This is a genomic window from Tistrella sp., from assembly GCF_002684955.1.
In the GTDB taxonomy this organism is placed as follows: Bacteria; Pseudomonadota; Alphaproteobacteria; order Tistrellales; family Tistrellaceae; genus Tistrella; species Tistrella mobilis.
Genome location: NZ_NYWI01000034.1, coordinates 168,421 through 190,000 on the forward strand (window position 1 = coordinate 168,421; position 21,580 = coordinate 190,000).

Below are 21,580 nucleotides of genomic sequence, written 5' to 3' on the forward strand. Positions count from 1 at the left end.
GGCGAAGCGATGCGGGTGGCGAAGCGATGCGGGTGGCGAGACGCAGGGGCGGGAGGATGGGCCATATGCCGATGGGCCGGATGGTCGGGAACGGGCGGGGCATGATGCTCATGGTCCTGGCGGGTGTGATGTGGCTGATGCTGGCAGGCGGCGGCAGCCCGGCCATGGCGGCCATGCCCCAGATGATGCTGGCCCAGCAACAGAGCGCCGCGGCCCCGGCGGCCCCCGCCCCCGCCCCTGCCCCCGCCCCCGCCGATCCCGAGCGGGTGCGGGAATTGATGGGGCTTCTGGCCGATCCCGCGATCCAGGCCTGGATTGCCGCACAGGCCGCCGCCGGCACCGCCGCGCCCGCATCACCGCCCGCATCGGCCGCCATGCTGCCCGCCGATGCGGCCGAACGCCGGATGATGGCCGAACGGCTGCTGACGGCGCGCATCGACGGCATCCGCGCCTTCCTCGGCACGTTGAAAGACGGGCTGCCGCAGATCCCGGCCGAACTGGCGGCGGCGGCGGGCACCTTCCGTGCGCGGATCGGTGCCGGGACCGGCGGGGTGATCCTGCCGCTGCTGGGCTTTGCGCTGCTCGGCTGCGGTTTCGAATGGGCCTTCACCCGGGCGACCCGGCCGCTGCGCCGGCGGATCGAGGCCCACCCGACCGATCGGCCGCGCATGCGGCTGCGCGTGGCGGGGCTGCGGGCACTTTATGGTCTGGGCGTGCTGGCGGCCTTCGCGCTCGGCAGTATCGGCGCCTTCGCGGTGATGCCCTGGCCGCCGATGCTGCGCCAGGTGGTGGCATCCTATCTGCTGATCGTGCTGATGCTGCGGCTGGTGACGGGGCTGGGCCGCATTCTGCTTTCGCCCCAGGTGCCGCGCTTCCGGATCGTGCCGATGAGCGACGCGGCCGCCCGGCACTGGATGCTGTGGTCGGCGGTGCTGGTCGGCTGGTACGGGCTGGGCGATGTTACGCTCGACCTGTTGCACGGGCTGGGCATGTCGCCCGGGCCCTGGGCGGCGCTGGGGCTGGGCATCGGCCTGGTCCTGCTGCTGCTGACCCTGATCGCCACCTGGACCCGGCCCGAAATCGACGGCGAGGGCCGCGCCCATCGCCGCCGGGCGCTGGCCACCTGGCTGTTCTCGATCTATCTGGTCGGCGTCTGGCTGCTGCTGTTCACCGGCTCCATCCAGCCCTTCCAGGTGGCGATCGTGCTGCTGCTGCTGTTCGTGGTGCTGCTGCCGGCCACCCGCCGGGCGGTCGCCCATTTCGTCCGCCCGACCGAACATCCCGACGGCACGGCGCCGGAGCCCGAACCTGCAACGGCCCTGCCGGTGCATGGCGGGGGTGAGGGCGGCGGCATGATGATCTCCGCCGGTCCCGCGCCGTCGATGATCGCGATCTCGGTCGGCCGCGGGCTCCGCGCCTTCTGGCTGCTGGGGGCGGCCGTGCTGATCGCCGGCATCATCGATTACGACCTGACCGAGTTGACCCGCCGCGAAACCCCGCTGCAGCGGGTGATGGGCGGGATCTTCCAGGCGGTGGTGATCGTGCTGGTCGCCGACATCGCCTGGCGGCTGGCGGCGGCCTGGATCGATCACCGGCTGATGCGCGCCGCCCATGACGGCGCGACCGGCGGCGAGGACGCCCTGCGCCGGCAGGCGCGGCTGCGCACCTTGCTGCCGATCCTGCGCAACCTGCTGCTGGCGGTGCTGGGGGTGATCACCCTTTTGATGGTGCTGTCGTCGCTGGGGGTGGAAATCGGCCCGCTGATCGCCGGTGCCGGCGTGGTCGGCGTCGCGATCGGCTTCGGCGCCCAGACGCTGGTCAAGGACATCATCTCGGGCATGTTCTTCCTGTTCGACGATGCCTTCCGGGTGGGCGAATACATCGAAAGCGGCAATATCCGCGGCACGGTGGAAAGCTTCTCGCTGCGCTCGATGAAGCTGCGTCACCACCGCGGCGCGTTGCACACCATCCCCTTCGGCTCTCTGGACAAGATCACCAATTACTCGCGCGACTGGGTGATCGACAAGCTGACGGTGAAGGTCACCTATGCCGCCGATCTCGACAAGGTGAAGAAGATCATCAAACAGGTCGGCCGCGACCTGCAGCAGGATCCGGAATTCGCCCCCAACATCATCGAGACCCTGAAGATGCAGGGCGTGGAGCAGTTCGGCGATTATGCCATCCAGCTGCGCCTGAAGATGATGACCAAGCCCGGCGAACAATTCGTCATCCGCCGCCGCGCCTATGCGCTGATCAAGAAGGCGTTCGAAGCCAACGACATCGCCTTCGCCTTCCCGACCGTCTCGGTCTCGGGCCAGGGTGGCGACGCGGCCGCGGCGGCCCAGGCGACGCTGGCCGCCTCCGCGGCGGGGGAGGATGGAAAGGCGGGGTGAGATGAGGCGGGCGGCTCAGCGGATGAGATGACGTTCGCGCATCCGCAGCTTGAAGGCCTCGACGTCGAGCGCCTGCGGCTCGCCGCTTTCGATGCCGTCGGTGACCGCGGTCTGAAGGGCGGCGATCGCGTCTTTCCGGGCGCGGTCGCGGCGGATCAGGTCACGCACATAGTCGCTTGCGTCGCCGTACCGGCCACCGTCGACCTGGGCTTCGACCCAGGCCTTCATCGCATCGGGCAGGGATACGTTCATCGTTGCCATTGCAGATCTCCTCTGATGCAGAGAGCCTCGTGGCGACGGCGGCCTCACCCCGGCAACACCGCCGCCACCTCGGGCGAAAGCGGCGCTTCCAGCGCGCCGCAGAGCGATTCGACCAGGCAGTCGAGCGCATAGGGCTTGCCCCAGAGCCCGCCGCCGGTGGGGTCGGCCTCGAAGGCCGCTTCGCGCACGGCGAGGCTGGTGTTCATGAACAGCACCATATGGGCCAGACGCTGGCTGATCACCGCCGCGGGCAGGGGGGCCATCAGCCGGCGCAGATGGTCGATGCAGCGCATATAGCTCGACCGCCAGCGATCGCCCACCGCATCCAGGAACATGGCGCGGTGGTTGATCTGCATGGCGACGATGAAGCGCATATGGCCGAAGCCGATCGGCAGGCTGCGATGGGCGTCCGGGTCGCCGGCGCCCGTCGTCTCCACCTCCAGCAGCAGGCGGACGATATCGGCCACCCGCTCCGGCCCGCCCTCGGCCTCCATCACGTCCAGCCGGGCATTGCGGGCACGATCGCTGCGCTGGGCCGCTTCGACCACCAGTTCGCGGATCAGCCCCTCTTTCGATCCGAAATAATAGTGGAGCGAGGCGCCGTTGCGCATGCCGGCTTCGGTGACGATGTTGCGCACCGACACCCCGTCGATGCCGCGGGTCGAGAACAGGCGCAGGGCCGCGAGCTTCAGCTTCTCGCGCGTGGGATCGGTCTGCGTGGGCTCCGCGGCGAGCGGGGCGGGTTCGGCGGACATGCGCTACTCCTGGGGTCTTCCGACGACGGCCGGTCGGTCCAACCGCCTGTCGGCCATCCGCCTATTGGTTATCCGAAACGGGTCGGAAGATACATGATCAATTCGGGCACCAGCATCAGCAGGGCCAGAACCGCCAGATCCATCACCAGGAACCAGAGGATGCCGCGGAAGATCGCCGAGGTCCGGACCAGATCCCCGACCACGCTTTTGATCACGAAGACATTCATGCCGACCGGCGGGGTGATCATGCCGATTTCGAGCAGCTTGGTCAGGATCACGCCGAACCAGAGCAGGCCGAAACCGGTGCCGTCGACGATCGGCAGCACGATCGGCAGGGTGAGCAGCATCGCGCCGACCGGTTCCAGGAACAGGCCGAGCAGCAGATACACGATCACGACCCCGGCCATGATCAGCACCGGATCGGCGCCCAGCGCCAGCACCTGTTCCGAGAGATAATCGGCCGATCCCGACAGCGCCAGGAAGCGGGTGAGCAGGGTGGCGCCGATGCCGATGATGATCAGGGTGGATGTGGTGAGCACCGTGTCGACGATGGCGGCCGAAAACCGCGCGCGGGTGAGGCTGCCCTTGGCGAGGGCGATCACCACCGCCATCAGCGCGCCGACCGCGCCCGCCTCGGTTGCGGTGAACACGCCGGAGAACAGGCCGCCGAAGATGCCGATCATCAGCAGGATCACCGGCCAGGTGTCCTTCAGTGCTGCGATCCGTTCGGATGCCGGCGTGCGGATGGCGACGTCGGGGGCGAGCGCCGGGTTCAGCTTCACCCGGATCATGATCACCAGCACATAGCCGATCGCGGTGATGACGCCCGCGGCGATGCCGCCCAGGAACAGGCCGGTGACCGGCACCTGGGCCACCACGCCATACAGGATCAGGATGATCGAAGGCGGGATCAGCGCGCCGATCGTGCCTGCCACCGCCACCGAACCGGTGGCGAGTTCGGGATGGTAGCGCGCCTTCAGCATTTCGGGGATGGCGATCCGGCCCATGGTCGCCGAACAGGCGATGGACGAGCCGGACACCGCGGCGAAACCGGCCGAGCCCATCACGGCCGCGACCGCGAGCCCGCCCGGAACCCGTTCCAGCCAGACCCGGGCCGCCCGGAACAGGCCCTGGGTCAGCTGGCCGTGATAGCAGACGAAACCCAGCAGCAGGAACATGGGCACCGAACTCAGCACCCAGTTGGCCGCGAACTGGAAGGGCAGCAGGCCGAGCGAGCCCCAGGCGACCTTCCAGCCCATCAGCACCCAGAGCCCGCCGAAGGACACGCCGATCAGCGAGATGCCGATGGGGATGCGCAGCGCGATGAACACCAGCAGCAGGCCCAGCCCGGAGAGGCCGATCTGAACGTCGCTCACAGCCCCGCCTCCCGTCCGGAGGTGGCGGCTGCCAGGTCGTCGGGCCGCCGGCGCAGGAAATTGACGAAGCGGTAGATCACCAGCAGGGTCATCAATCCCGCGCCCACAGGCAGCGCGTAATAGGCCGGCCAGATCGGGATGCTGGACGAGCCCTGGATCTGGGCGGCGCCGATCGCCTGCTGTTTCAGCGCCTCTTCAAAACCCCGCCAGGTGAGCAGGCCGGTGACCAGGCCCGTGGGCACCAGCATCCAGCCTTCGAGCATGTTGCGGCCGCGTCGGGGCAGAAGATCGGTCACGATTTCCATCGAAATATGGGCGCGGCGCAGCTCGGCGAAGGCGAGCGGCACGAAGGCGGCGATCACCATGTAGTAATAGGTGACGACGGTGAGGGTGCCGGGCAGGGGCGCACCCAGCAGATAGCGGAAGGCGACGTCGAGCGAGACGTGCAGCATCATCAGCGCGATCGCGATGCCGGCGATGAGCGTCGCGAGCGAGGTCGTCCGCGCAAGCAGGCGGCCGGGCGTCGACATGGGAAGGGGACCTGTCGGGTTCTGGGGACCGGGAAAGACCCGCCCCGGCCGGAGTGGCCGGGGCGGCGCGCGCCTTACATGCCGTGGGTGTTCACGTCGACCTTGGAATAGATCTCGTCCCAGTAGAGCCGGGCCAGGTCTTCACGGGTCTTGGCAGTGCGGGCCAGGCCCACCCATTTGATCAGGGTTTCGCGGAAGTCCGAGAGCATTTCCTCGCCGCGGGTGACGCCATAGCGCTGCTGATAGGCGGCGGGCATGGCCTTCAGATAGCCGTCGACGAAGCTGCGGGTCGCCTCCACCACGGCCGGATCGGCCTGATGGACCTGCACCCCCTTGGCCTTCACCTTTTCAAGAATGTCGGCCTGGTTGTTCTCGTAGGCGAGGCTCGCTTCGGCCGAGCCCAGCGCCGCGGCCTTGAGCAGGGCGGTCCGGGCCTCCGGCGACAGATCCTGCCAGGTATCGCGGTTGACCTGCGCCATCGAGGCGACATAAACGCCGCCGGGCGCGCCCATGGTGATGTGCTTGACCGACTCGCCCATGCCGAAATTCTGGACATCCGGCACCGACAGGATGATGCAGTCCAGCACGCCCTGGCTCAGCGCCTCCAGCATCTCGTTGCCCGACATGGTGACGGGTGCCGCACCCACGGCTTCCGACCAGCCGGCCCAGTTGGCGCCGCCGATGCGCAGCCGCGCGCCCTTGAGGTCGTCCATGGTGACGACCGGCTTCGTGCAGTTCAGCGCATAGCCCGGCGTGCCGGCGGCGGCGGTGTAGACCTGGTTCTGTTTTGCGAACTCGGCATTGCACTCAGGGCATTTCGTCAGGATGTATTCGGCCATGGCCGCCGAATAGGCCTGCGCCTCCACGCCGGTCGGATCTTCCGGCAGGGTGCTGAGCATCATCGAGGCTTCGAGCAGCAGGTTGGTGTGCGGAAACTCGGCCGGGAAATAGGTGCTCATCACCGTGCCGATATCGGCAAGCCCGTCGCGCAGACCGCCCGAGGTCTCGGCCATGCTCAAAAGCGACATGGGGAAGACCTTGATGGTGACGGCATCGCCGGTCTCTGCGGCCATGGTCTTCGCCATGGTCTCGCCCGCCTTGACCAGGAACGAGGCCGGCGGATGGCCGATCGCGAAGCGCAGCTGATCGGCCGAGGCGGTGGTGGCGGTCATGGTCAACGCGGCCAGACCCGCGGCGAGACCGATCCCCTGGATCGTCTTCATGGTGGATGTCCTCCCGTGTGGTGCAGATGCGTGCGGCATACCGGGCGTGGCGCCGGGAGCCGTCTGTCGTTGTGTGGTGGTGCGGAAATGTGCCGGCCGCTCAGGCGGCGAGGGCGGCATAGGCCGCGTCGACCAGCGACTGGCCGCGCGGGTTGAGCAGCAGGCCCGGCCCCATGCGGGTCATGGCATAGCCGAAGGCGATGCCCGCCGCGGGATCGGCGAAACCGACCGAGCCGCCGGCGCCGACATGGCCGAAGGCGCGATGGCCGATCACCAGGCTGTCGGCCGGCTGCGGCCGGCGACGATTGTCCATGCGCAGCATGAAGCCGGGGCCGAAGCGCATCGGCTGCAGCAGGGTCGCGTCCAGATGGGTGGCCGAGCTGGCCTCGGCGAAGCCGGCCAGGGTGTCGGCAGAGAAGCCGAGCGGGCCGCCCGGCACCAGCGCCGCATAGAGCCCGGCCAGGCCGCGGGCATTGGTGATGCCGCCGGCGGCGCCGATCTCCGCCGCATGGCCCGCGCGGGTGTTGACGCCGCGGATGGCGAAATCGCCGCTGTTGAACACGAACAGATTGGCGATGCTGCCCGGCTCGCGCGCTGCCAGCAGGAAGGGCGTGGTCTGGGCGTCGCGCGGTGGCCGGTGGATGATCACCGGTGCCACCCGGGCCTCGTGCTCTTCCGGCAGGCCGATCCAGAAATCGAGGCCGAGGGGGCCGGCGATCTCTTCGGCGAAGAACCGGCCAAGGCTGCGACCATCGACCCGGCGGACCACTTCCGCCGCCAGGAAGCCCATGGTCAGCGGGTGATAGCCGGTGCGGGTGCCGGGTTCCCAGAACGGGGTTTCGGCGGCCAGATGATCGATCATATAGGCGGCATCGGTGATGCAGTCCGCCTTGAGCTGCGGGCGCAGCACCGGCAGGCCGATGGTGTGATCCAGGATCATCCGCACCGTGGCGCGGTCCTTGCCGTTCACCGCGAATTCCGGCCAGTAGCCGGCGACCGGCCGGTCCAGATCGAGCCGGCCGCGTTCTGCCAGAAGATGCAGGCACAGCGCGGTTGCGGCCTTGGTGGCCGAGAACACCACCACCAGATCATCGGCCTGCCAGGGGCGGTCTGCGGTGGCGGCGCCGCCCCAGAGATCGACCACCAGCCGGCCGTCATGGACCAGTGCCACCGAGGCGCCGGCCTCGTCGCGGTCGGTGAAATTCCGGGCGAAGGCCTCGGCCACCGCGGCGAAGCGCGGGTGGCACCATCCTTCGATCGTGACGGTGTCGTTGAGCATGCGCGAGAACCGCGCCGCGTCATCGTGGCGTGCAGGCATCCGGACCCTACTCCTCCCGCGCGGGCGCCCTTCTTCATCCTGCCCCCCAAGCGGGGGTGGTGCGGGGCGCTCCGCCAGTCACGACCGATAAGCCGGTCGTATAAAGCTATCGACTAAAACGTTCGACTTAATTACGGTACCCGGACACCCGATGCGGGTCAAGATGCCCGATGGGGGCTGCCGGCCCCGGCAATCAGGGCTCAGGGCATATCAGAAGCAATGGGCAGGACGAACCTGCCGCCAAGGGTAAGGAAACCTGACGATGGCCGATCACGCGAACCGGGACGGCGCCCTTGCGGGTGCCGGCGACATTGACCAGGACGCCGCCTTTCGGGCGGCGGTGGCGATCGCCAATATCCCGACGCTGCTGATGGTGCTGGTCCAGCTGACCGGCGACACGCGCTGGCTGGAGCCGCCCTATGCGCCCGAACGCGGCCGCGGGCTGGACGACAACGATGATGGCGGCCTGCCCGACGACGTGCAGGCGGAGATCCGCGCCGCCGCGACCGAGGCGATCCTGGCCTGGCGGGCGGGTCGGCCGGTGGCGATGCCGCGGCCCGACGACGATCTGCTGGTGCGCATGTTGAGCGTGTCGATGGCCGAAGAGGTGCCGGCGGAATATGGCGAGATCATCGCCTCGGGGCTGGGGCTGAAGGCGCACCGGCTGGGTGAGCCGGCGGCGGTGCCGGCCGGCTTCAAGGTGCTGGTGATCGGCGCCGGCGTCTCGGGCATCTGCGCCGCGATCCGCCTGCGCCAGCGCGGCATTGCCTGCGAGGTGATCGAGAAGGGTTCGGATTTCGGCGGCACCTGGCGCGAGAACCGCTATCCCGGCGCCGGGGTCGACACCCCCAACCACATCTATTCCTTCTCGTTCGCGCCGCATGACTGGACGCGCTATTTCGCGCTGCAGGGCGAGCTTTACGGCTATTTCCGCAAGGTCGCGCGCGATCATGGGCTGGAGAGCTGCACCCGTTTCGACACCCGGGTGTTGAGCGCCGTGTGGCAGGCCGAGGCCCGGCGCTGGGCGGTGACCATCCGCCGGCCCGACGGTGCGGAAGAGGTGCTGACCGCCGATGCGGTGGTGAGTGCGGTGGGCGTGCTGAACACGCCGCTGGTGCCGCATATCCCCGGCCTCGACAGCTTCCCCGGCCCCTGTTTCCACACCGCCGAATGGCCCGAAGATCTGGATGTCGCGGGCAAGCGCGTGGCGCTGGTCGGCAATGGTGCCTCTGCCATGCAGGTGGCGCCTGCGATCGCGCCCGGGGTCGGGCAGCTCACCATCTTTGCGCGGTCGAAGCAGTGGGCGGCACCCTTCCCGCAATTCGGCAAGGAAATGCCGCAGCCGATCCGCTTCCTGATCGCGAACATGCCGCTCTATCGGTTGTGGTATCGCCAGCGCCTCGCCTGGACCTTCAACGACCGGGTCCATGGCTCGCTGCAGAAGGATCCCGCCTGGCCGCATCCGGACCGGGCGCTGAACGCGGTCAATGACGGCCATCGCCGCGCCTTCGTGAAATACATGCAGCAGGAACTGGGCGACCGGCAGGATCTGCTGGAGAAGGTGCTGCCCGACTACCCGCCCTTCGGCAAGCGCATGCTGCTCGACAATGGCTGGTACCGCACCATCGCCCGCGACAATGTCGAACTGATCACCGACCATATGGCCGAGGTGCGGGGCAGCACGCTGGTCTCGCGCGGCGGGGAGGAACGCGAGGCCGATATTCTGGTGCTGGCCACCGGGTTCAAGGCGACCGAGTTCCTGGGCTCTTACGAGGTGCGTGGCCGCCAGGGCCAGGTGCTGTCGGATGTCTGGAACGGCGACGACGCCCGGGCCTATCTGGGCACCGCCGTGCCCGGTTTCCCCAATTTCTTCATGCTGCTGGGGCCCAATGTCGGCCTTGGCCACGGCGGCAGCATCATCTCGGCGGTGGAGCTGCAATGCGACTATCTGTTGAGCGCGCTCGACGAGATGTTCCGCCGCGGCGCCGCCACGATCGAAGTGCGCGCCGAGATCCATGACGACTACAATCGCAGGGTCGACGAGGCCCATGCGAAGATGGTCTGGACCCATGAGGGCATGGAGAACTGGTACCGCAATTCCCGCGGCCGGGTGGTGGCGATCACCCCCTGGCGCAATGACGACTTCTGGCGCATGACCCGCACGGTGGCGCCGGCGGATTACGTCTTCGACGGCCGGCCGGCCGCCGCCGGCGACGCGGCCTGACGAGACGACAGAGAAGACAAGAGGCCGGCGCGGCCGAGGCGCCTGCGACCGGCCCGACGTGGACATGAGCAATGGGAGGGACGTCCCGATGACGATCGTGGTCGAGCAGAGCCCCGAGGGTCCGGTCCATTTCGATGCGCGCATTCCTCCGCGCGACCGGGTGGTGACCCGCGACCTTGTCGACCGGCTGGCCGTGGAGCAGCCGGACAAGGTTTTCGTGAAATTCGACGACACCGGCGAGGAATGGACCTATGCCCGCTTCCGCGAGCTGATCGTCCAGACGGCGCTGGGCCTGCAGCAGCAGGGCGTGGTACAGGGCGCGCATGTCCTGGTCTGGATGCCCAATGGCCGCGACCAGATCCGGGTCTATTTCGCGCTCAACTATCTGGGCGCGGTCTATGTGCCGATCAACACCGCCTATCGCGGTTCGCTGCTCGCACACGTGGTCGATCTGTCGGATGCCAGCCTGGCGATCGTGCATGCCGATCTGGTCGAGCGGCTGTTCGACGTGCCCACCGCCCGGCTGGAACGGCTGATCGTCTCGGGCGGACGCATGCCGGAATGCCCCCTGCCGGCGGTGCGGCTGGAAGAGGCGCTGCTGCCCGAGACCGGCACGCTGACGGCGCCCGCGCGCCGGATCGAGCCCTGGGACCCGATGGCGATCATCTACACCTCGGGCACCACCGGGCCGTCCAAGGCGGTGCTGGTGTCCTATCTGCACATCTATACCAATGCCGGCCCCGATGCCTGGCCCTTCGTGACGGGCGAGGACCGCTATCTGGTCAATGCGCCGATGTTCCATATCGGCGGCATGGGGCCGATGTTCGTGATGCTGGCCCGCGGCGCGTCTTTCGCGCTGGTGGAGCGGTTCGACACCGCCACCTACTGGCAGACCGTGCGGCGCAACGGCGTCACCGTCTCGTTCCTGCTGGGGGTGATGGCGACCTTCCTTGAAAAGCTGCCGCTCTCGCCCGACGACCGCAATCACGGGCTCAGGCTGGTGCTGGTGGTGCCGCTGGGCGATGCGGCGGTCTTTGCCGAACGCTTCGGGGTCGAGATCCGCACCATCTTCAACATGACCGAGATTTCGAGCCCGATCGTCTCGGAAGCCAATCCGCCGCTGAAGGGCACCTGCGGCCGGATGCGGCCGGGGGTGGAGGTCCGGCTGGTCGACGACAATGACTGCGAGGTGCCGGTGGGGCAGGTGGGCGAGATGATCGTCCGCACCGACCGGCCCTGGGCGATGAACAGCGGCTATTACCGCAACCCCGAGGCGACGGCCAGGGCCTGGCGCAATGGCTGGTTCCACACCGGCGACGCCTTCATCTGCGATGCCGAGGGCAACTACTTCTTCGTCGACCGGCGCAAGGATGCCATCCGCCGCCGGGGCGAGAACATCTCGTCGCTGGAGGTCGAGGCCGAGGTGACGGCCCATCCCGACGTCCGCGAGGCCGCCGTGGTCGCGGTGCCGAGCGAGATGGGCGAGGACGACGTGCTGGTCTGCGTCGCACCGGTCGAGGGCCGGACCATCGATCCCGAAGCCCTGATCGAATTCCTGCGCCCGCGCATGGCCTATTTCATGATCCCGCGCTATGTCCGCGTGCTTGACGCCCTGCCCAAGACGCCCACGGCCAAGGTGCTGAAGCACGAACTCCGCGCCGAGGGCATCACGGCCGATGCCTGGGACCGCGAGGCGGCGGGGCTGCGGCTGAAGTCCGAGCGGTTTGCGAGCTGAGCGATCTGGGGAGCCTCGTCGGGTCGGCGCCAGAGATCGGGCGGATCCGTGTTGTCGGCCGTGCATTTCAAGCCCCGACGATGGTATTCTGGTTCGGTGTTCAGTACGAGCCTGCCGGGGCGGTGACGCTGCCGGGGTCATGGCGAAGAGGGCAGAGATGCAGAACGAGCAGAACCGTATTTCCAATCCGACACAGGATGCTGCCCCCCGACCCGTATGGTCAGCGCCGCAGGTCATCATGGTTGACGCTGCCCTGACTCAGTCAGAAAATTCCTCGGGCTTGGATGGCGGCATCTACAGCTGAACGACCTCTGGCGGCCTAGGCCGCCACAGGCTCTCGCACTCCGGTTCCGGACGTGACATGATGCCGGCCGACGACATCCTCACCTCCGGGACCGCCTCATGCCGATCAGCGCCGACGCACTTGCCCAGCAGCTTCACGACAAGCCTCTGCCGCTCGCCCGTCTTGCGGTCGTGCTCTGGTCCAAGGGCAAGAAGGAGGAGGCGCGGGTCGCCGCCCTGCGGGTGCTGGAGGTGGCGGGCGATCGTCATCCCGAAGCCGTGATGGTCGCGCGGGACATTCTGGCCCGCGATGTGCCGAAATGGCATTTTTCGATCATCCGCGATCAGCGCCGCAACGACCTCTACGAGGCGGCGCTGAAGCGGCTGGTCCGCCCTGAGTTTCATGTGCTGGAAATCGGCACCGGCACCGGCATCCTGTCGATGATGGCGGCGCGGGCCGGCGCGGAACGGGTCACGACCTGCGAGATGAACCCGTCGGTCGCCGAGGCAGCGACCCGGATCATCGCGAAGAACGGCTATGCCGATCGCGTGACGGTGGTGCCCAAGAAATCCGATGACGCGCTGGTCGGCGAGGATATCGACGGCCGCGCCGATCTGCTGGTCCAGGAGATCATCTCGAACGATCTTCTCGGCGAAGCCGTGCTGCCGGCGATGGAGGATGCGGTCAAGCGGCTGCTGAAGCCCGGCGCGCGGATGATCCCTGATTCGGTCACTGCCCGGGTGGCGCTGGTCGACGATACCCGCGCTGTCAGGCATCGCATGGGTGAGATTTCAGGCTTCGATCTTGGCGGCTTCGACCATCTGGCCCAGGTCTGTCAGCGGGTGGAGGCCGATTCCTCCCGGTTTACGCTCCGCAGTGCCGTCCACGACCTGATGCATTTCGACCTGCGTTCCGGCGGCCCCTATCCGGGCGGCCGGGCGATGGCGAAGCTGACCGCCACCGGCGGCCGGGTCGCGGGGGTGGTCCAGTGGCTGAAGATGGATATGGACGGTACGGGCGAGCTGATTTACGAGAACCGCCCGGATCAGGGGCTGTCTTCGTGCTGGGCGGTGCGCTTCTTCCCCTTCGACGCGCCACGGGATCTGCCGGCTGGATCGACGGTGGAAATCGGCGCCACCCATGACCGCAACACCATCATGATCTGGTGCGAGGAGATCGAGGCGTCGGCGGAGAGCGCTGTCGCCTGACGCCAGGATCGGACGGCATCGCCGGGCGGGCGGGCGGACTGTCATCGACGCCGATACGCCGGGCGATCAGGATTGCAATCAGGGCAGATCCGGCGACGATGCCCGCCGCCGCCGGCCATCCCCAGGCCTCGACGGCACTGCCGACCGCGACCGGCCCCGCCAGCTGACCCAGATTGCTGCCCTGCATCAGAAGACCGATGCCGAGCGGCATCAGCGATGCGGATGGCGCGAGCGCGGGGCCTGCCGAGATCAGCGCGGCCGGGATCAGACCTGCGACGCCTGCAAACAGCAGGCAGAGCAGAACGGTCGGGATGTCGTCGAAGACCGGCAGGAAGATGCCAGGAGACGACAGCCCCATGATCAGGCAGGCGCCGGACAGAAGCGCGGCGCGCCTGATGCCCCGCATGAGCAGCCAGCCGGCGGTGAGATTGCCGATGATGTTCATGATCATGGCCAGGGCGCTCAACCATCCGGCCGCGCTGTGCGACAGGCCCATCCGCGTCATCAGCAGGACCGGAAGAAAGCTGAACATCGCAAAGAACATCAGGCTGTAGAGGGCGAAGCAGCCGGCCGCCAGCCTGGTCTTCCTGCTTCCCACAACCTGCCGCGCATCCGACAGCATGGGTCGCCAGGATGGGCGCGCGCGGGGCGGCGCGGGCGGGATGACTGCCCGTGCCGCCAGGATCAGGGCCGCGCCGAGGCCGGCGCCACCCCACCAGAGCAGGCGCCAGTCCCCCGGCAGGGGGCCGGTGAACATGGCGAGCGCCAGGCCCGCCGGCATGAAGCAGCTCCACAGGGCGAGCACGATGTCCTGCTGCCCGGGCCGGGCGATCCGGTTCAGAATGGCGGGTCCGGCCACCGTGATCAGAAGAAAGCCCGCCCCTTCGAGGATGCGGGACACGAGCAGGAGGCCATATCCCGATGCGGTCGCACCGATGGCGGCCCCGAGGGCGGTCAGGGCGAGGCCAGCGGTCAGGCTTCGCCGATCGCCCGCACGACCGACCAGCGAACCGGCGGGGATGCCGCCCAGACACCCGAGGATGGCGAAGATCCCGGCCAGCCAGCCGGCGGCCGCAAGGTCGATGCCCGGATCCCGCTGCAGCATGGGCGTGGCGATGGCGACCTTTCCGGCATGAAACGCCGTGACGATGCCCGCGCCCAGCACGACGCCGACGGCAGGCCAATGACTGCCCTGCGGCGATGCCGCGCATCCGGTCGCCGCCATCACGCCGCCCCGCTATTCCGTGCGGTGGCGAGGGCACGGGCGATCCCGGCCACATGGTGGCCCTGAAACCGGGCGCCCTTGAGTTCATTCTCGCTGGGGCGGCGATCCCCGCCGCTGCCGTCATCGGCAAGCGTCGATGCCCCATAGGGGGAGCCGCCGGTGATTTCGTCCATCCGCAGCTGGCCCTTGAAGGAATAGGGCAGCCCGACCACGACCATGCCCAGATGCAGCAGAACGGTGTGAACGGAGAGGATCGTGCTCTCCTGCCCGCCATGCTGGCTGCCGGTGGAGGTGAAGACGCTCCCGACTTTGCCCACCAGCCTGTCTGCGAACCAGAGACCGCCGCATTGGTCGAGGAAGTTCTTCATCTGGGCCGCCATGTTGCCGAAGCGGGTCGGTGTGCCGAGGATGATCGCGTCATACTCCGGAAGCTCGGCCACCGTCGCTATATCTGCCCGCTGATCGGTCCTGTATCCGGCCGCGTCCGCGACATGCTGAGGAACAAGCTCCGGAACCCGCTTGAGCACGGCCACGGCGCCGGCATCGCGCGCGCCGTCGGCAACGGCCTCAGCCATCGTCTCGACATGGCCATAGGACGAGTAGTACAGCACAAGAACCCTGGTCATAACCTTTCCTCCGCAGTTCGTGACCTGAACCGACGGCAGGATAGGCGTATGGTTGATGCGCAGAAGTGATATAAGATCGATGAGTTTGATCGATCGGATAGATCATGCTGGATATGCTGACATTGGATCAGCTGCGGGTTTTCGTGACCGTGGCGGAAAGCGGCAGCTTTCGGGCCGGGGCCGCCCGCCTGTCGCGGGTCCAGTCCGCCGTCAGCCATGCCATTGCCAATCTGGAAGCCGAGCTGGGGCTGACCCTCTTCGATCGGACCGGTCACCGGCCGGTGCTGACGGCTGAAGGGCAGGCTCTGCTCTCGAATGCGCGCGACATTCTTCTCAGGATCGACGCCCTGAAAGCCAGAGCCCGCGGCCTGGGAGAGGGGATCGAGCTTGAGCTGTCGCTGACCGTCGACACCCTGTTCCCGATCGACGCGGTGGGGGCGGCCCTGGCGGCGATGCGGGCCGCATATCCGACGGTGTCCATCCGCCTGGCCGTCGAGCCGCTGGGCGGACCGATGACATCGCTGATCGAAAAGCGCAGTGCGCTCGCGATCGTGGTGGGTGAGGATTTCCGCGATCCGCGGATTGCGTTCGAGGCGATCTCGTCCGTCGACCAGGTCGCCGTCGTGTCGGCCGGACATCCGTTGGCGCTGCGCCAATCAGACGGGGCCATCGGCCTTGCGGATCTGGCCGATCACCTGCAGATCGTCCTGTCCGACCCCACGCCGGTCACCGGCGACCGCATGTTCGGCGTGCTTTCCCCGCAAACCTGCCGCGTCACCGGCCAGGACGCGAAGCATGCGATGATCCTGGCCGGCCTTGGCTGGGGCCGGCTGCCCCATTGGCAGGTGGCGCGGGATCTGGTGGAGGGGCGTCTCGTGCGCCTCGCGACCGGCGCGCTCGGCCGCGACAGTCAGCTTGCCGCGGAGGCCTATCTGGCACATCGGATCGATGAACCCTTCGGCCCGGCCGCCGCGGCATTCAGCCAGGCCCTGAAACGACAGCTCGGCACATGAGGCCGGTCCTCGCCTCAGGCGGCGGCCTTCGCGCCGGCGCTGCGGGCCGCCAGGATCATCGATGCCGCCCGTTCGGCGATCATGATGGTGGGGGCGTTGGTGTTGCCGCCCGGCAGGCATGGCATGACCGAGGCATCCACCACCCGCAGGCCCTGAACCCCGCGCAGCCGCAGATCCGGCGTCACCACCGCGCCGTCGTCATTGCCCATCCGGCAGGTGCCGACGGGATGGTAAATGGTGTCGGCGCGGGCGCGGATATGGGCGGTCAGGGTCTCGTCGTCAGGTTCGCCCGAGAGATAGAGTTCGCGGGCCCGATAGGGGGCGAGGGCGGGGGCCGAGAGGATCCGCCGGGTGATGCGCGTGCCCTTCAGCATCACCGCCAGATCGTCCGGATCGGCGAAGAAGGCCGGGTCGATGGCGGGCGCCGCCAGCGGATCGGCCGAGGCCAGGCGCACACTGCCGCGGGATTTCGGCCGCAGCACGCAGACATGACAGCTGAAGCCATAGCCGGCATGCAGTTTGCGGGCATGGTCGTCGACGATCGAGATCACGAAATGCAGCTGGATGTCGGGCCGGTCGAGCGTGGGATCGGTCTTGAGAAAGGCGCCACCCTCGGCGAAGGGGGTGGTGAGCATGCCGGTGCGGTTGCGCCGCCAGTCCCGCCAGGCCCGGACGAGCCGGCCGGTGCCGGCCATGCCGATGCCGAACATGTCGGTATCGGTCGACGACCAGCCCAGGATGAAATCCGGATGGTCCTGAAGATTGCGGCCGACATTGGCGAGATCTGCGACCACGGGGATGCCCAGGGCCGACAGCTCGGCCGCAGGGCCGATGCCTGAGAGCATGAGCAGCTGAGGCGAGTTGAAGGCGCCGCCCGAGAGGATCACCTCGGCACGCGCCCGGACCTCGCCGGTCTCCCGGCCGCGCCGCCAGGCGATGCCGGCCGCGCGGCCGTCCTCGATCAGGATGCGGGTGGCATGGGTGCGGGTCATGACGTGCAGATTGGGCCGGGCCGCCATCACCGGATGCAGATAGGCCGCCGCTGCGGAACAGCGTTCCCCCTTTGCCGGACCCGAATGGAACTGGGTGACCTGGTAGAGCCCGACACCTTCCTGACGCGGACCGTTGAAATCCTCGTTGATGGGGATCTGGCACTCGGCTGCCGCCTCCACGAAGGCGCGCGAGACCGGGCGTGGCGAGGGCTGGTCCGAGACCTGAAGCGGCCCGTCGGCGCCGTGGAAATCATCGGCGCCGCGCTGATTGCCTTCCGCTTTGCGGAACCAGGGCAGCACCTCCTCCCACGACCAGCCCGGGCAGCCCGCCGCCGCCCAGCCGTCATAATCCGACGGATGGCCGCGGACATAGAGCATGGCGTTGATCGCGCTCGACCCGCCCAGCGCCTTGCCACGTGGCTGATAGCCGCGCCGGCCGCCCAGGCCCGGCTGCGGGACCGTTTCATAGGCCCAGTTGTTGATCTTCGGCCGCCCCGGCAACATCGCCACCACGCCGGCCGGCGTGCGGATCAGCCGGTCGCGGCCTTCGCCGCCCGCCTCGATCAGGCAGACCTTGACCGACCGGTCGTCCGTCAGCCGTCGGGCGAGCACGGACCCTGCCGATCCGCCGCCCACGATCACGTAATCGAATACCATTGCCCTTTTCCTCCCCCGGTCGCACCGATGCGTGCCGGTGCGTCTTGGTTGAGGAAATTGAACGCCCCTCCCGGCCTTATGTCCAGATGGTTGATGCGGTCCGGGGGCGGGTCAGATCGATTTCAGCAGCACGCGATCAATCGCATGGGTTGCGTCCTTGTGCAGGATGACATCGGCACGCATGCGGGTGGGCAGGATGTTCTCGTGCAGGTTCACCCGGTTGATGCCGCTCCAGATCCCGCGGGCGACCTCGACCGCCTCGTCATGGGGCAGATCGGCGTAGTGGTGGAAATACGAGGCCGGGTTGCGGAAGGCGGTCTTCTGCAGCAGCAGGAAACGCTCAACATACCAGCGCGCGACATCGCCCTCGTCGGCATCCAGATAGAGGGCGATGTCGCAGAAATCCGAGACCACCGCCGGGGCATTGCCATCCACCTGCAGCAGGTTCAGCCCCTCCAGAATCAGGATGTCGGGCCGCCGGACCATCTGGAACTCGCCCGGCACGATGTCGTAGGAGAGGTGGGAATAGACCGGGGCCGCAACCTCTTCCGCCCCCGCTTTCACCGCGGCCAGGAAGCGAATCATCGCCGCGGTATCATAGCTTTCGGGAAAGCCCTTGCGCGTCATCAGCCCGCGGGCCTTGAGCACCGCGGTCGGGTGCAGGAAGCCGTCGGTGGTGACCAGATCGACGCGCGGATGATCGGGCCAGCGGGCAAGGAGCGCGCGCAGCACCCGGGCGAAGGTGCTTTTGCCGGCCGCCACGCTGCCGACCAGCGCCACCACATAGGGTGCGCGCCCGGCCGGCCGGCCAAGAAAGGCATCGCGTACCCGCGACAGGCCGCGCGCGGCGCCGACATGCAGGTTCAGCAGCCGGGAGAGCGGCAGATAGACCTCCGACACATCGGCAAGCCCGATCGGATCCTGCAACCCGCGCAGGCCCGCCAGCTCGGCTTCCGACAGGGTGAGCGGCGTGTTGGAGCGCAGCGCCGCCCAGGCGCCGCGGTCGAAGCTCTCATAGCCCGGCAGCGCACCGGCAATATCCTGCATTACAATCTCTCCATTGCCCGGCACAGGCCACACCGCCCGCCCCCTCGGCCCCCTTGCGATCAGCCGCCGGTGACCAGGCCGGCAAGGCCCTCGGCCGACAGGATCTCGATCCAGTAGCCGTCGGGGTCGCGGATGAAGGCCAGGCCCTTCATCTTACCGTCGTCGGGCCGCTTCACGAACTCGACGCCCAGCTCTTCGAACCGCGCGCAGGCGGCATAGACGTCGGGCACGGTGATGCCGATATGGCCGAAGCCGCGCGGATCGCTGTTGCCGTTGTGATAGCCGGCAAAGCCGTCATCGCTTTCGGTGCCCCAATTGTGGGTCAGCTCCAGCGCGCCCTTGCGGCGGAACACCCAGGCGGCGGCCTCGGCCGGGGTCTCGGGCTGCGGCTCGTCCGAGGCGTCGACATAGCCCATGAAGTAGAGCGAGAACTTCATCTCGGGGAAGTCGAAGCGCCTGAGCAGGCGCATGCCCAGCACGTCGCGATAGAAGGCGACCGACCGTTCCGGATCGCGGACCCGGAGCATGGTTTGGCTGAGGATGAAGTCGCGGGTGGCCGGATCGGCGGCGGTTCCGGTCATGACCGTCTCCTTGGATAAGCGGCGCGGGCGGTGTGGCAGCCGCCGGCGCCCGTGGTGGGCGTCGGGGCAGAGCCTAGCGGCCGGGCGCGCGCTTGTCGCCTGTCGAAGACGGCCGGGGCGGTCCTCAGCGCGGAGAGACCCGACGATGTGCACCCGCAGGCGAGCGGCCGGCCCCGGCAGCTGCCAGACTGATCAGGCCCGCAAGAGGCGGCCGCCACGATGCGGCGTTCAACACGAGACCTGGGAGGACGGCCATGCTGATGTCGACGGGCCATATCGCCAAGCCCCATACGCCCGAAGAATATGTTCAGATCGACGACGGGCCCTGGGCACCGTTCCCCGATGCCTTCTCGGATGGCGGCATCACCTGGAAGCTGCTGCATGTTTCGCCCGAAAGCGGCGGCTGGACCGCGATTTTCACCTGCCCGGCCGGGTCGTCCTTTGCGGCCCATATCCATACCGGGCCGGGCGAGTATTTCCTGACCCATGGCCGCATGGACGTGCGCGGCGGCCGGGATGCCGGCGGCGACACCGCGGTGGCGCCGGGCTATGGCCTCGAATCCTCGGGCGCCCGCCACGACCGCACCTTCTTTCCGGTCGACAGCGTGTTCTACATGACGTTCCTCGGCCCGCTCGCCTTCATTCAGCCGGACGGCACGGTCATCGCCAATATCGGCTGGGCCGAGGCCCAGGGCGCCTGGACCGCCTTCCTTTCGGCGCAGTCATGAGCACGGCCGCCGTGTTCGACCGCCATCTCGGCGCCTTCGCACAGGGTCTGGATGCGGTTCTGGCCGATTACGATGCGGCGGCAGTGGTGATCACCCCGGATGCGGTGCATCATGGGGTCGAGGAGATCCGGCAGTTCTTTGCCGGCTTCCTTGCGGAGGCCACGTCCGAATTCTGGGCGGCATTCCGGGTTGAGACACGTCAGGTGGCGGGGGAGGTCGCCTATCTGGTCTGGTCGGCGGCGCCCTTCGTTACGCGGGCGACCGACACATTGCTGGTCCGCGACGATCGGATCCTGGTCCAGACGTTCACCCCCTTCCACGGCTGACATATCCGCCAGCGAGGCGGGGAGGCCAGTCGCCCATGTCCCTGTCTACCACGTCCCCCTCCACCACTGCGGGCGGCGCATCCTGGCGCGCCGCCGACCACCCGCCGGACCTCCGCCCGGAGGTCTGGCGCACCACGCTCGAGACCGTCTATGACGGCTGGGCGGCCACCGGCCGGCCGATGCCGGGCTTCGACGCGCGGCTGCTTCAGCGGCGCGCCGGCCCGGTGACGGTCGTCGATTGCATATGTGATCCCTGTGCCGGCAGCCGCCGACGGCCCGGCCCGGCGCGTGACGGCCGCGAGCTTGTCGTCATCCAGCTGGTCCTCGGCGGTCGCGAGCAGTTCTCGATCGGCGAGGCGCGGATCGCCCTCGGCCTCGGCGACGTGCTGGTCTGGACGACCACCCGGCCGATGAGCTTCGAGGTGACGGAACGTCTGCACAAGCGGTCGGTCGTGCTGCCGCTCGCCCGGCTCCGCCACTGGCTGCCGGGCAGCTGGCAGGGGGCGACCGGCCGCATGGCCGCAGGCACGGCGGGGGCGGCGCTGGTCTCCGGTGCGGTGGGCGCCATGGCCGGCGGACTGCTGGAGCAGAACCTGCCCGATGGCGAGGCACTGGGCGAGGCGATGCTGGGCGTGCTGGTCGCAGGCCTGGGCGCCGAGGCGCCGCGCCGTGCGGGCGGGCTCAAGGCGGCGCAGCTCGACCGGGTCAAGGCGCTGATCGATGCCCGGCTCGACGACCCGGATCTGGACCCGGCCGGCATCGCGGCCGCGGCCGGCATCTCGCTTCGCCATCTCCACGCCCTGTTCGGCAGCGCCGGCACCACCGTCCGCCGCCACCTGATCACCGCCCGGCTGGACCGCTGCCGCCGCGATCTGGCCAATCCGGTGATGGCGGGGCGCACCATCACCGACATCGCCTTTTCATGGGGGTTTCAGAACGCCGGCCATTTCGGCCGCCGCTTCCGCGACGCCTATGGCCTGTCGCCGCAGGCTTTCCGGCAGCGGCGAGACAGGTGACAGGCGACAGGTGAAAGGCGGACGAGGAGGCGATATCATCCGCGTCATCTGCACCATAAATTG

The 21,580-nt window shown here is 68.3% G+C and carries 20 protein-coding genes; 9 read left to right on the forward strand and 11 right to left on the reverse strand.

Features of this window, described 5'->3' with window-relative positions; translation table 11 throughout:
- The first annotated feature begins 101 nt into the window (after positions 1 to 101).
- On the forward strand, positions 102 to 2,393 hold the full coding sequence (locus tag CMO28_RS11465) for a mechanosensitive ion channel family protein (RefSeq protein ID WP_296713539.1): 2,292 nt from the start codon (positions 102 to 104) through the stop codon (positions 2,391 to 2,393).
- 15 nt (positions 2,394 to 2,408) lie between these two features.
- On the opposite strand, the gene CMO28_RS11470 is transcribed toward CMO28_RS11465, so the two are convergent.
- From CMO28_RS11470 to CMO28_RS11495, 6 genes are all read right to left on the reverse strand, one after another.
- On the reverse strand, positions 2,409 to 2,654 hold the full coding sequence (locus CMO28_RS11470) for a type II toxin-antitoxin system ParD family antitoxin (RefSeq protein WP_296713542.1): 246 nt from the start codon (positions 2,652 to 2,654) through the stop codon (positions 2,409 to 2,411).
- 44 nt (positions 2,655 to 2,698) lie between these two features.
- Positions 2,699 to 3,409: a TetR/AcrR family transcriptional regulator gene (locus tag CMO28_RS11475; RefSeq protein WP_062761884.1), complete on the reverse strand. Its 711-nt coding sequence runs from the start codon at positions 3,407 to 3,409 to the stop codon at positions 2,699 to 2,701.
- A gap of 68 nt (positions 3,410 to 3,477) precedes the next feature.
- Positions 3,478 to 4,785, reverse strand: coding sequence for a TRAP transporter large permease (locus tag CMO28_RS11480; RefSeq protein WP_296713543.1), 1,308 nt, complete (start codon positions 4,783 to 4,785; stop codon positions 3,478 to 3,480).
- Complete coding sequence (locus tag CMO28_RS11485; protein WP_296713546.1) at positions 4,782 to 5,315, reverse strand: TRAP transporter small permease; 534 nt, start codon at positions 5,313 to 5,315, stop codon at positions 4,782 to 4,784. The genes CMO28_RS11480 and CMO28_RS11485 overlap by 4 nt, the downstream gene beginning before the upstream one ends.
- A 74-nt stretch (positions 5,316 to 5,389) precedes the next feature.
- A complete protein-coding gene (locus CMO28_RS11490) occupies positions 5,390 to 6,538 on the reverse strand; it encodes a C4-dicarboxylate TRAP transporter substrate-binding protein (RefSeq protein WP_296713550.1) in 1,149 nt (382 codons plus the stop codon).
- Positions 6,539 to 6,638: 100 nt separating this feature from the next.
- Positions 6,639 to 7,856 (reverse strand): serine hydrolase domain-containing protein, encoded by a 1,218-nt coding sequence (locus CMO28_RS11495; RefSeq protein ID WP_296713552.1) that lies wholly within the window; start codon positions 7,854 to 7,856, stop codon positions 6,639 to 6,641.
- 262 nt (positions 7,857 to 8,118) lie between these two features.
- Between CMO28_RS11495 and CMO28_RS11500 the strand changes: the two genes are divergently transcribed.
- The 4 genes from CMO28_RS11500 to CMO28_RS11515 all read left to right on the forward strand — a co-directional run bounded on the left by CMO28_RS11500 (position 8,119) and on the right by CMO28_RS11515 (position 13,306).
- Complete coding sequence (locus CMO28_RS11500) at positions 8,119 to 10,080, forward strand: flavin-containing monooxygenase (RefSeq protein ID WP_296713554.1); 1,962 nt, start codon at positions 8,119 to 8,121, stop codon at positions 10,078 to 10,080.
- A gap of 88 nt (positions 10,081 to 10,168) precedes the next feature.
- Positions 10,169 to 11,815 (forward strand): AMP-binding protein, encoded by a 1,647-nt coding sequence (locus CMO28_RS11505; RefSeq protein WP_296713557.1) that lies wholly within the window; start codon positions 10,169 to 10,171, stop codon positions 11,813 to 11,815.
- Between the two features lie 157 nt (positions 11,816 to 11,972).
- Positions 11,973 to 12,119: a hypothetical protein gene (locus tag CMO28_RS11510; RefSeq protein WP_296713559.1), complete on the forward strand. Its 147-nt coding sequence runs from the start codon at positions 11,973 to 11,975 to the stop codon at positions 12,117 to 12,119.
- Between the two features lie 98 nt (positions 12,120 to 12,217).
- Positions 12,218 to 13,306: a 50S ribosomal protein L11 methyltransferase gene (locus CMO28_RS11515; RefSeq protein ID WP_296713561.1), complete on the forward strand. Its 1,089-nt coding sequence runs from the start codon at positions 12,218 to 12,220 to the stop codon at positions 13,304 to 13,306.
- On the opposite strand, the gene CMO28_RS11520 is transcribed toward CMO28_RS11515, so the two are convergent.
- A complete protein-coding gene (locus CMO28_RS11520) occupies positions 13,254 to 14,531 on the reverse strand; it encodes a CynX/NimT family MFS transporter (RefSeq protein ID WP_296713563.1) in 1,278 nt (425 codons plus the stop codon). The genes CMO28_RS11515 and CMO28_RS11520 overlap by 53 nt on opposite strands.
- Positions 14,531 to 15,157, reverse strand: a complete 627-nt coding sequence (gene wrbA / locus CMO28_RS11525; protein WP_296713565.1) for an NAD(P)H:quinone oxidoreductase — start codon at positions 15,155 to 15,157, stop codon at positions 14,531 to 14,533. Before wrbA ends, CMO28_RS11520 begins: the two co-directional genes overlap by 1 nt.
- Before the next feature lie 104 nt (positions 15,158 to 15,261).
- Here wrbA and CMO28_RS11530 point away from each other — a divergent pair, with 104 nt between their 5' ends.
- Positions 15,262 to 16,170, forward strand: coding sequence for a LysR family transcriptional regulator (locus tag CMO28_RS11530; RefSeq protein WP_296713568.1), 909 nt, complete (start codon positions 15,262 to 15,264; stop codon positions 16,168 to 16,170).
- A 14-nt stretch (positions 16,171 to 16,184) separates the two neighbouring features.
- Here the strand turns inward: CMO28_RS11530 and CMO28_RS11535 are convergent, their stop codons facing one another.
- The 3 genes from CMO28_RS11535 to gloA all read right to left on the reverse strand — a co-directional run bounded on the left by CMO28_RS11535 (position 16,185) and on the right by gloA (position 19,447).
- Positions 16,185 to 17,819 (reverse strand): GMC family oxidoreductase, encoded by a 1,635-nt coding sequence (locus CMO28_RS11535; RefSeq protein ID WP_296713570.1) that lies wholly within the window; start codon positions 17,817 to 17,819, stop codon positions 16,185 to 16,187.
- A 111-nt stretch (positions 17,820 to 17,930) separates the two neighbouring features.
- A complete protein-coding gene (coaA, locus tag CMO28_RS11540) occupies positions 17,931 to 18,866 on the reverse strand; it encodes a type I pantothenate kinase (protein ID WP_062761876.1) in 936 nt (311 codons plus the stop codon).
- A gap of 59 nt (positions 18,867 to 18,925) precedes the next feature.
- Positions 18,926 to 19,447 (reverse strand): lactoylglutathione lyase, encoded by a 522-nt coding sequence (gene gloA / locus CMO28_RS11545; protein ID WP_296713573.1) that lies wholly within the window; start codon positions 19,445 to 19,447, stop codon positions 18,926 to 18,928.
- A gap of 254 nt (positions 19,448 to 19,701) precedes the next feature.
- Between gloA and CMO28_RS11550 the strand changes: the two genes are divergently transcribed.
- From CMO28_RS11550 to CMO28_RS11560, 3 genes are read left to right on the forward strand one after another with little or no spacing between them, the layout of a single operon-like run.
- Positions 19,702 to 20,175 carry a 2,4'-dihydroxyacetophenone dioxygenase family protein gene (locus tag CMO28_RS11550; protein ID WP_296713575.1) on the forward strand — a complete coding sequence of 158 codons (474 nt, stop codon included), beginning with the start codon at positions 19,702 to 19,704 and terminating at the stop codon, positions 20,173 to 20,175.
- Positions 20,172 to 20,501 (forward strand): nuclear transport factor 2 family protein, encoded by a 330-nt coding sequence (locus tag CMO28_RS11555; protein ID WP_296713577.1) that lies wholly within the window; start codon positions 20,172 to 20,174, stop codon positions 20,499 to 20,501. The genes CMO28_RS11550 and CMO28_RS11555 overlap by 4 nt, the downstream gene beginning before the upstream one ends.
- Before the next feature lie 35 nt (positions 20,502 to 20,536).
- Positions 20,537 to 21,517 (forward strand): helix-turn-helix domain-containing protein, encoded by a 981-nt coding sequence (locus CMO28_RS11560; RefSeq protein WP_296713579.1) that lies wholly within the window; start codon positions 20,537 to 20,539, stop codon positions 21,515 to 21,517.
- Positions 21,518 to 21,580: the final 63 nt, after the last annotated feature.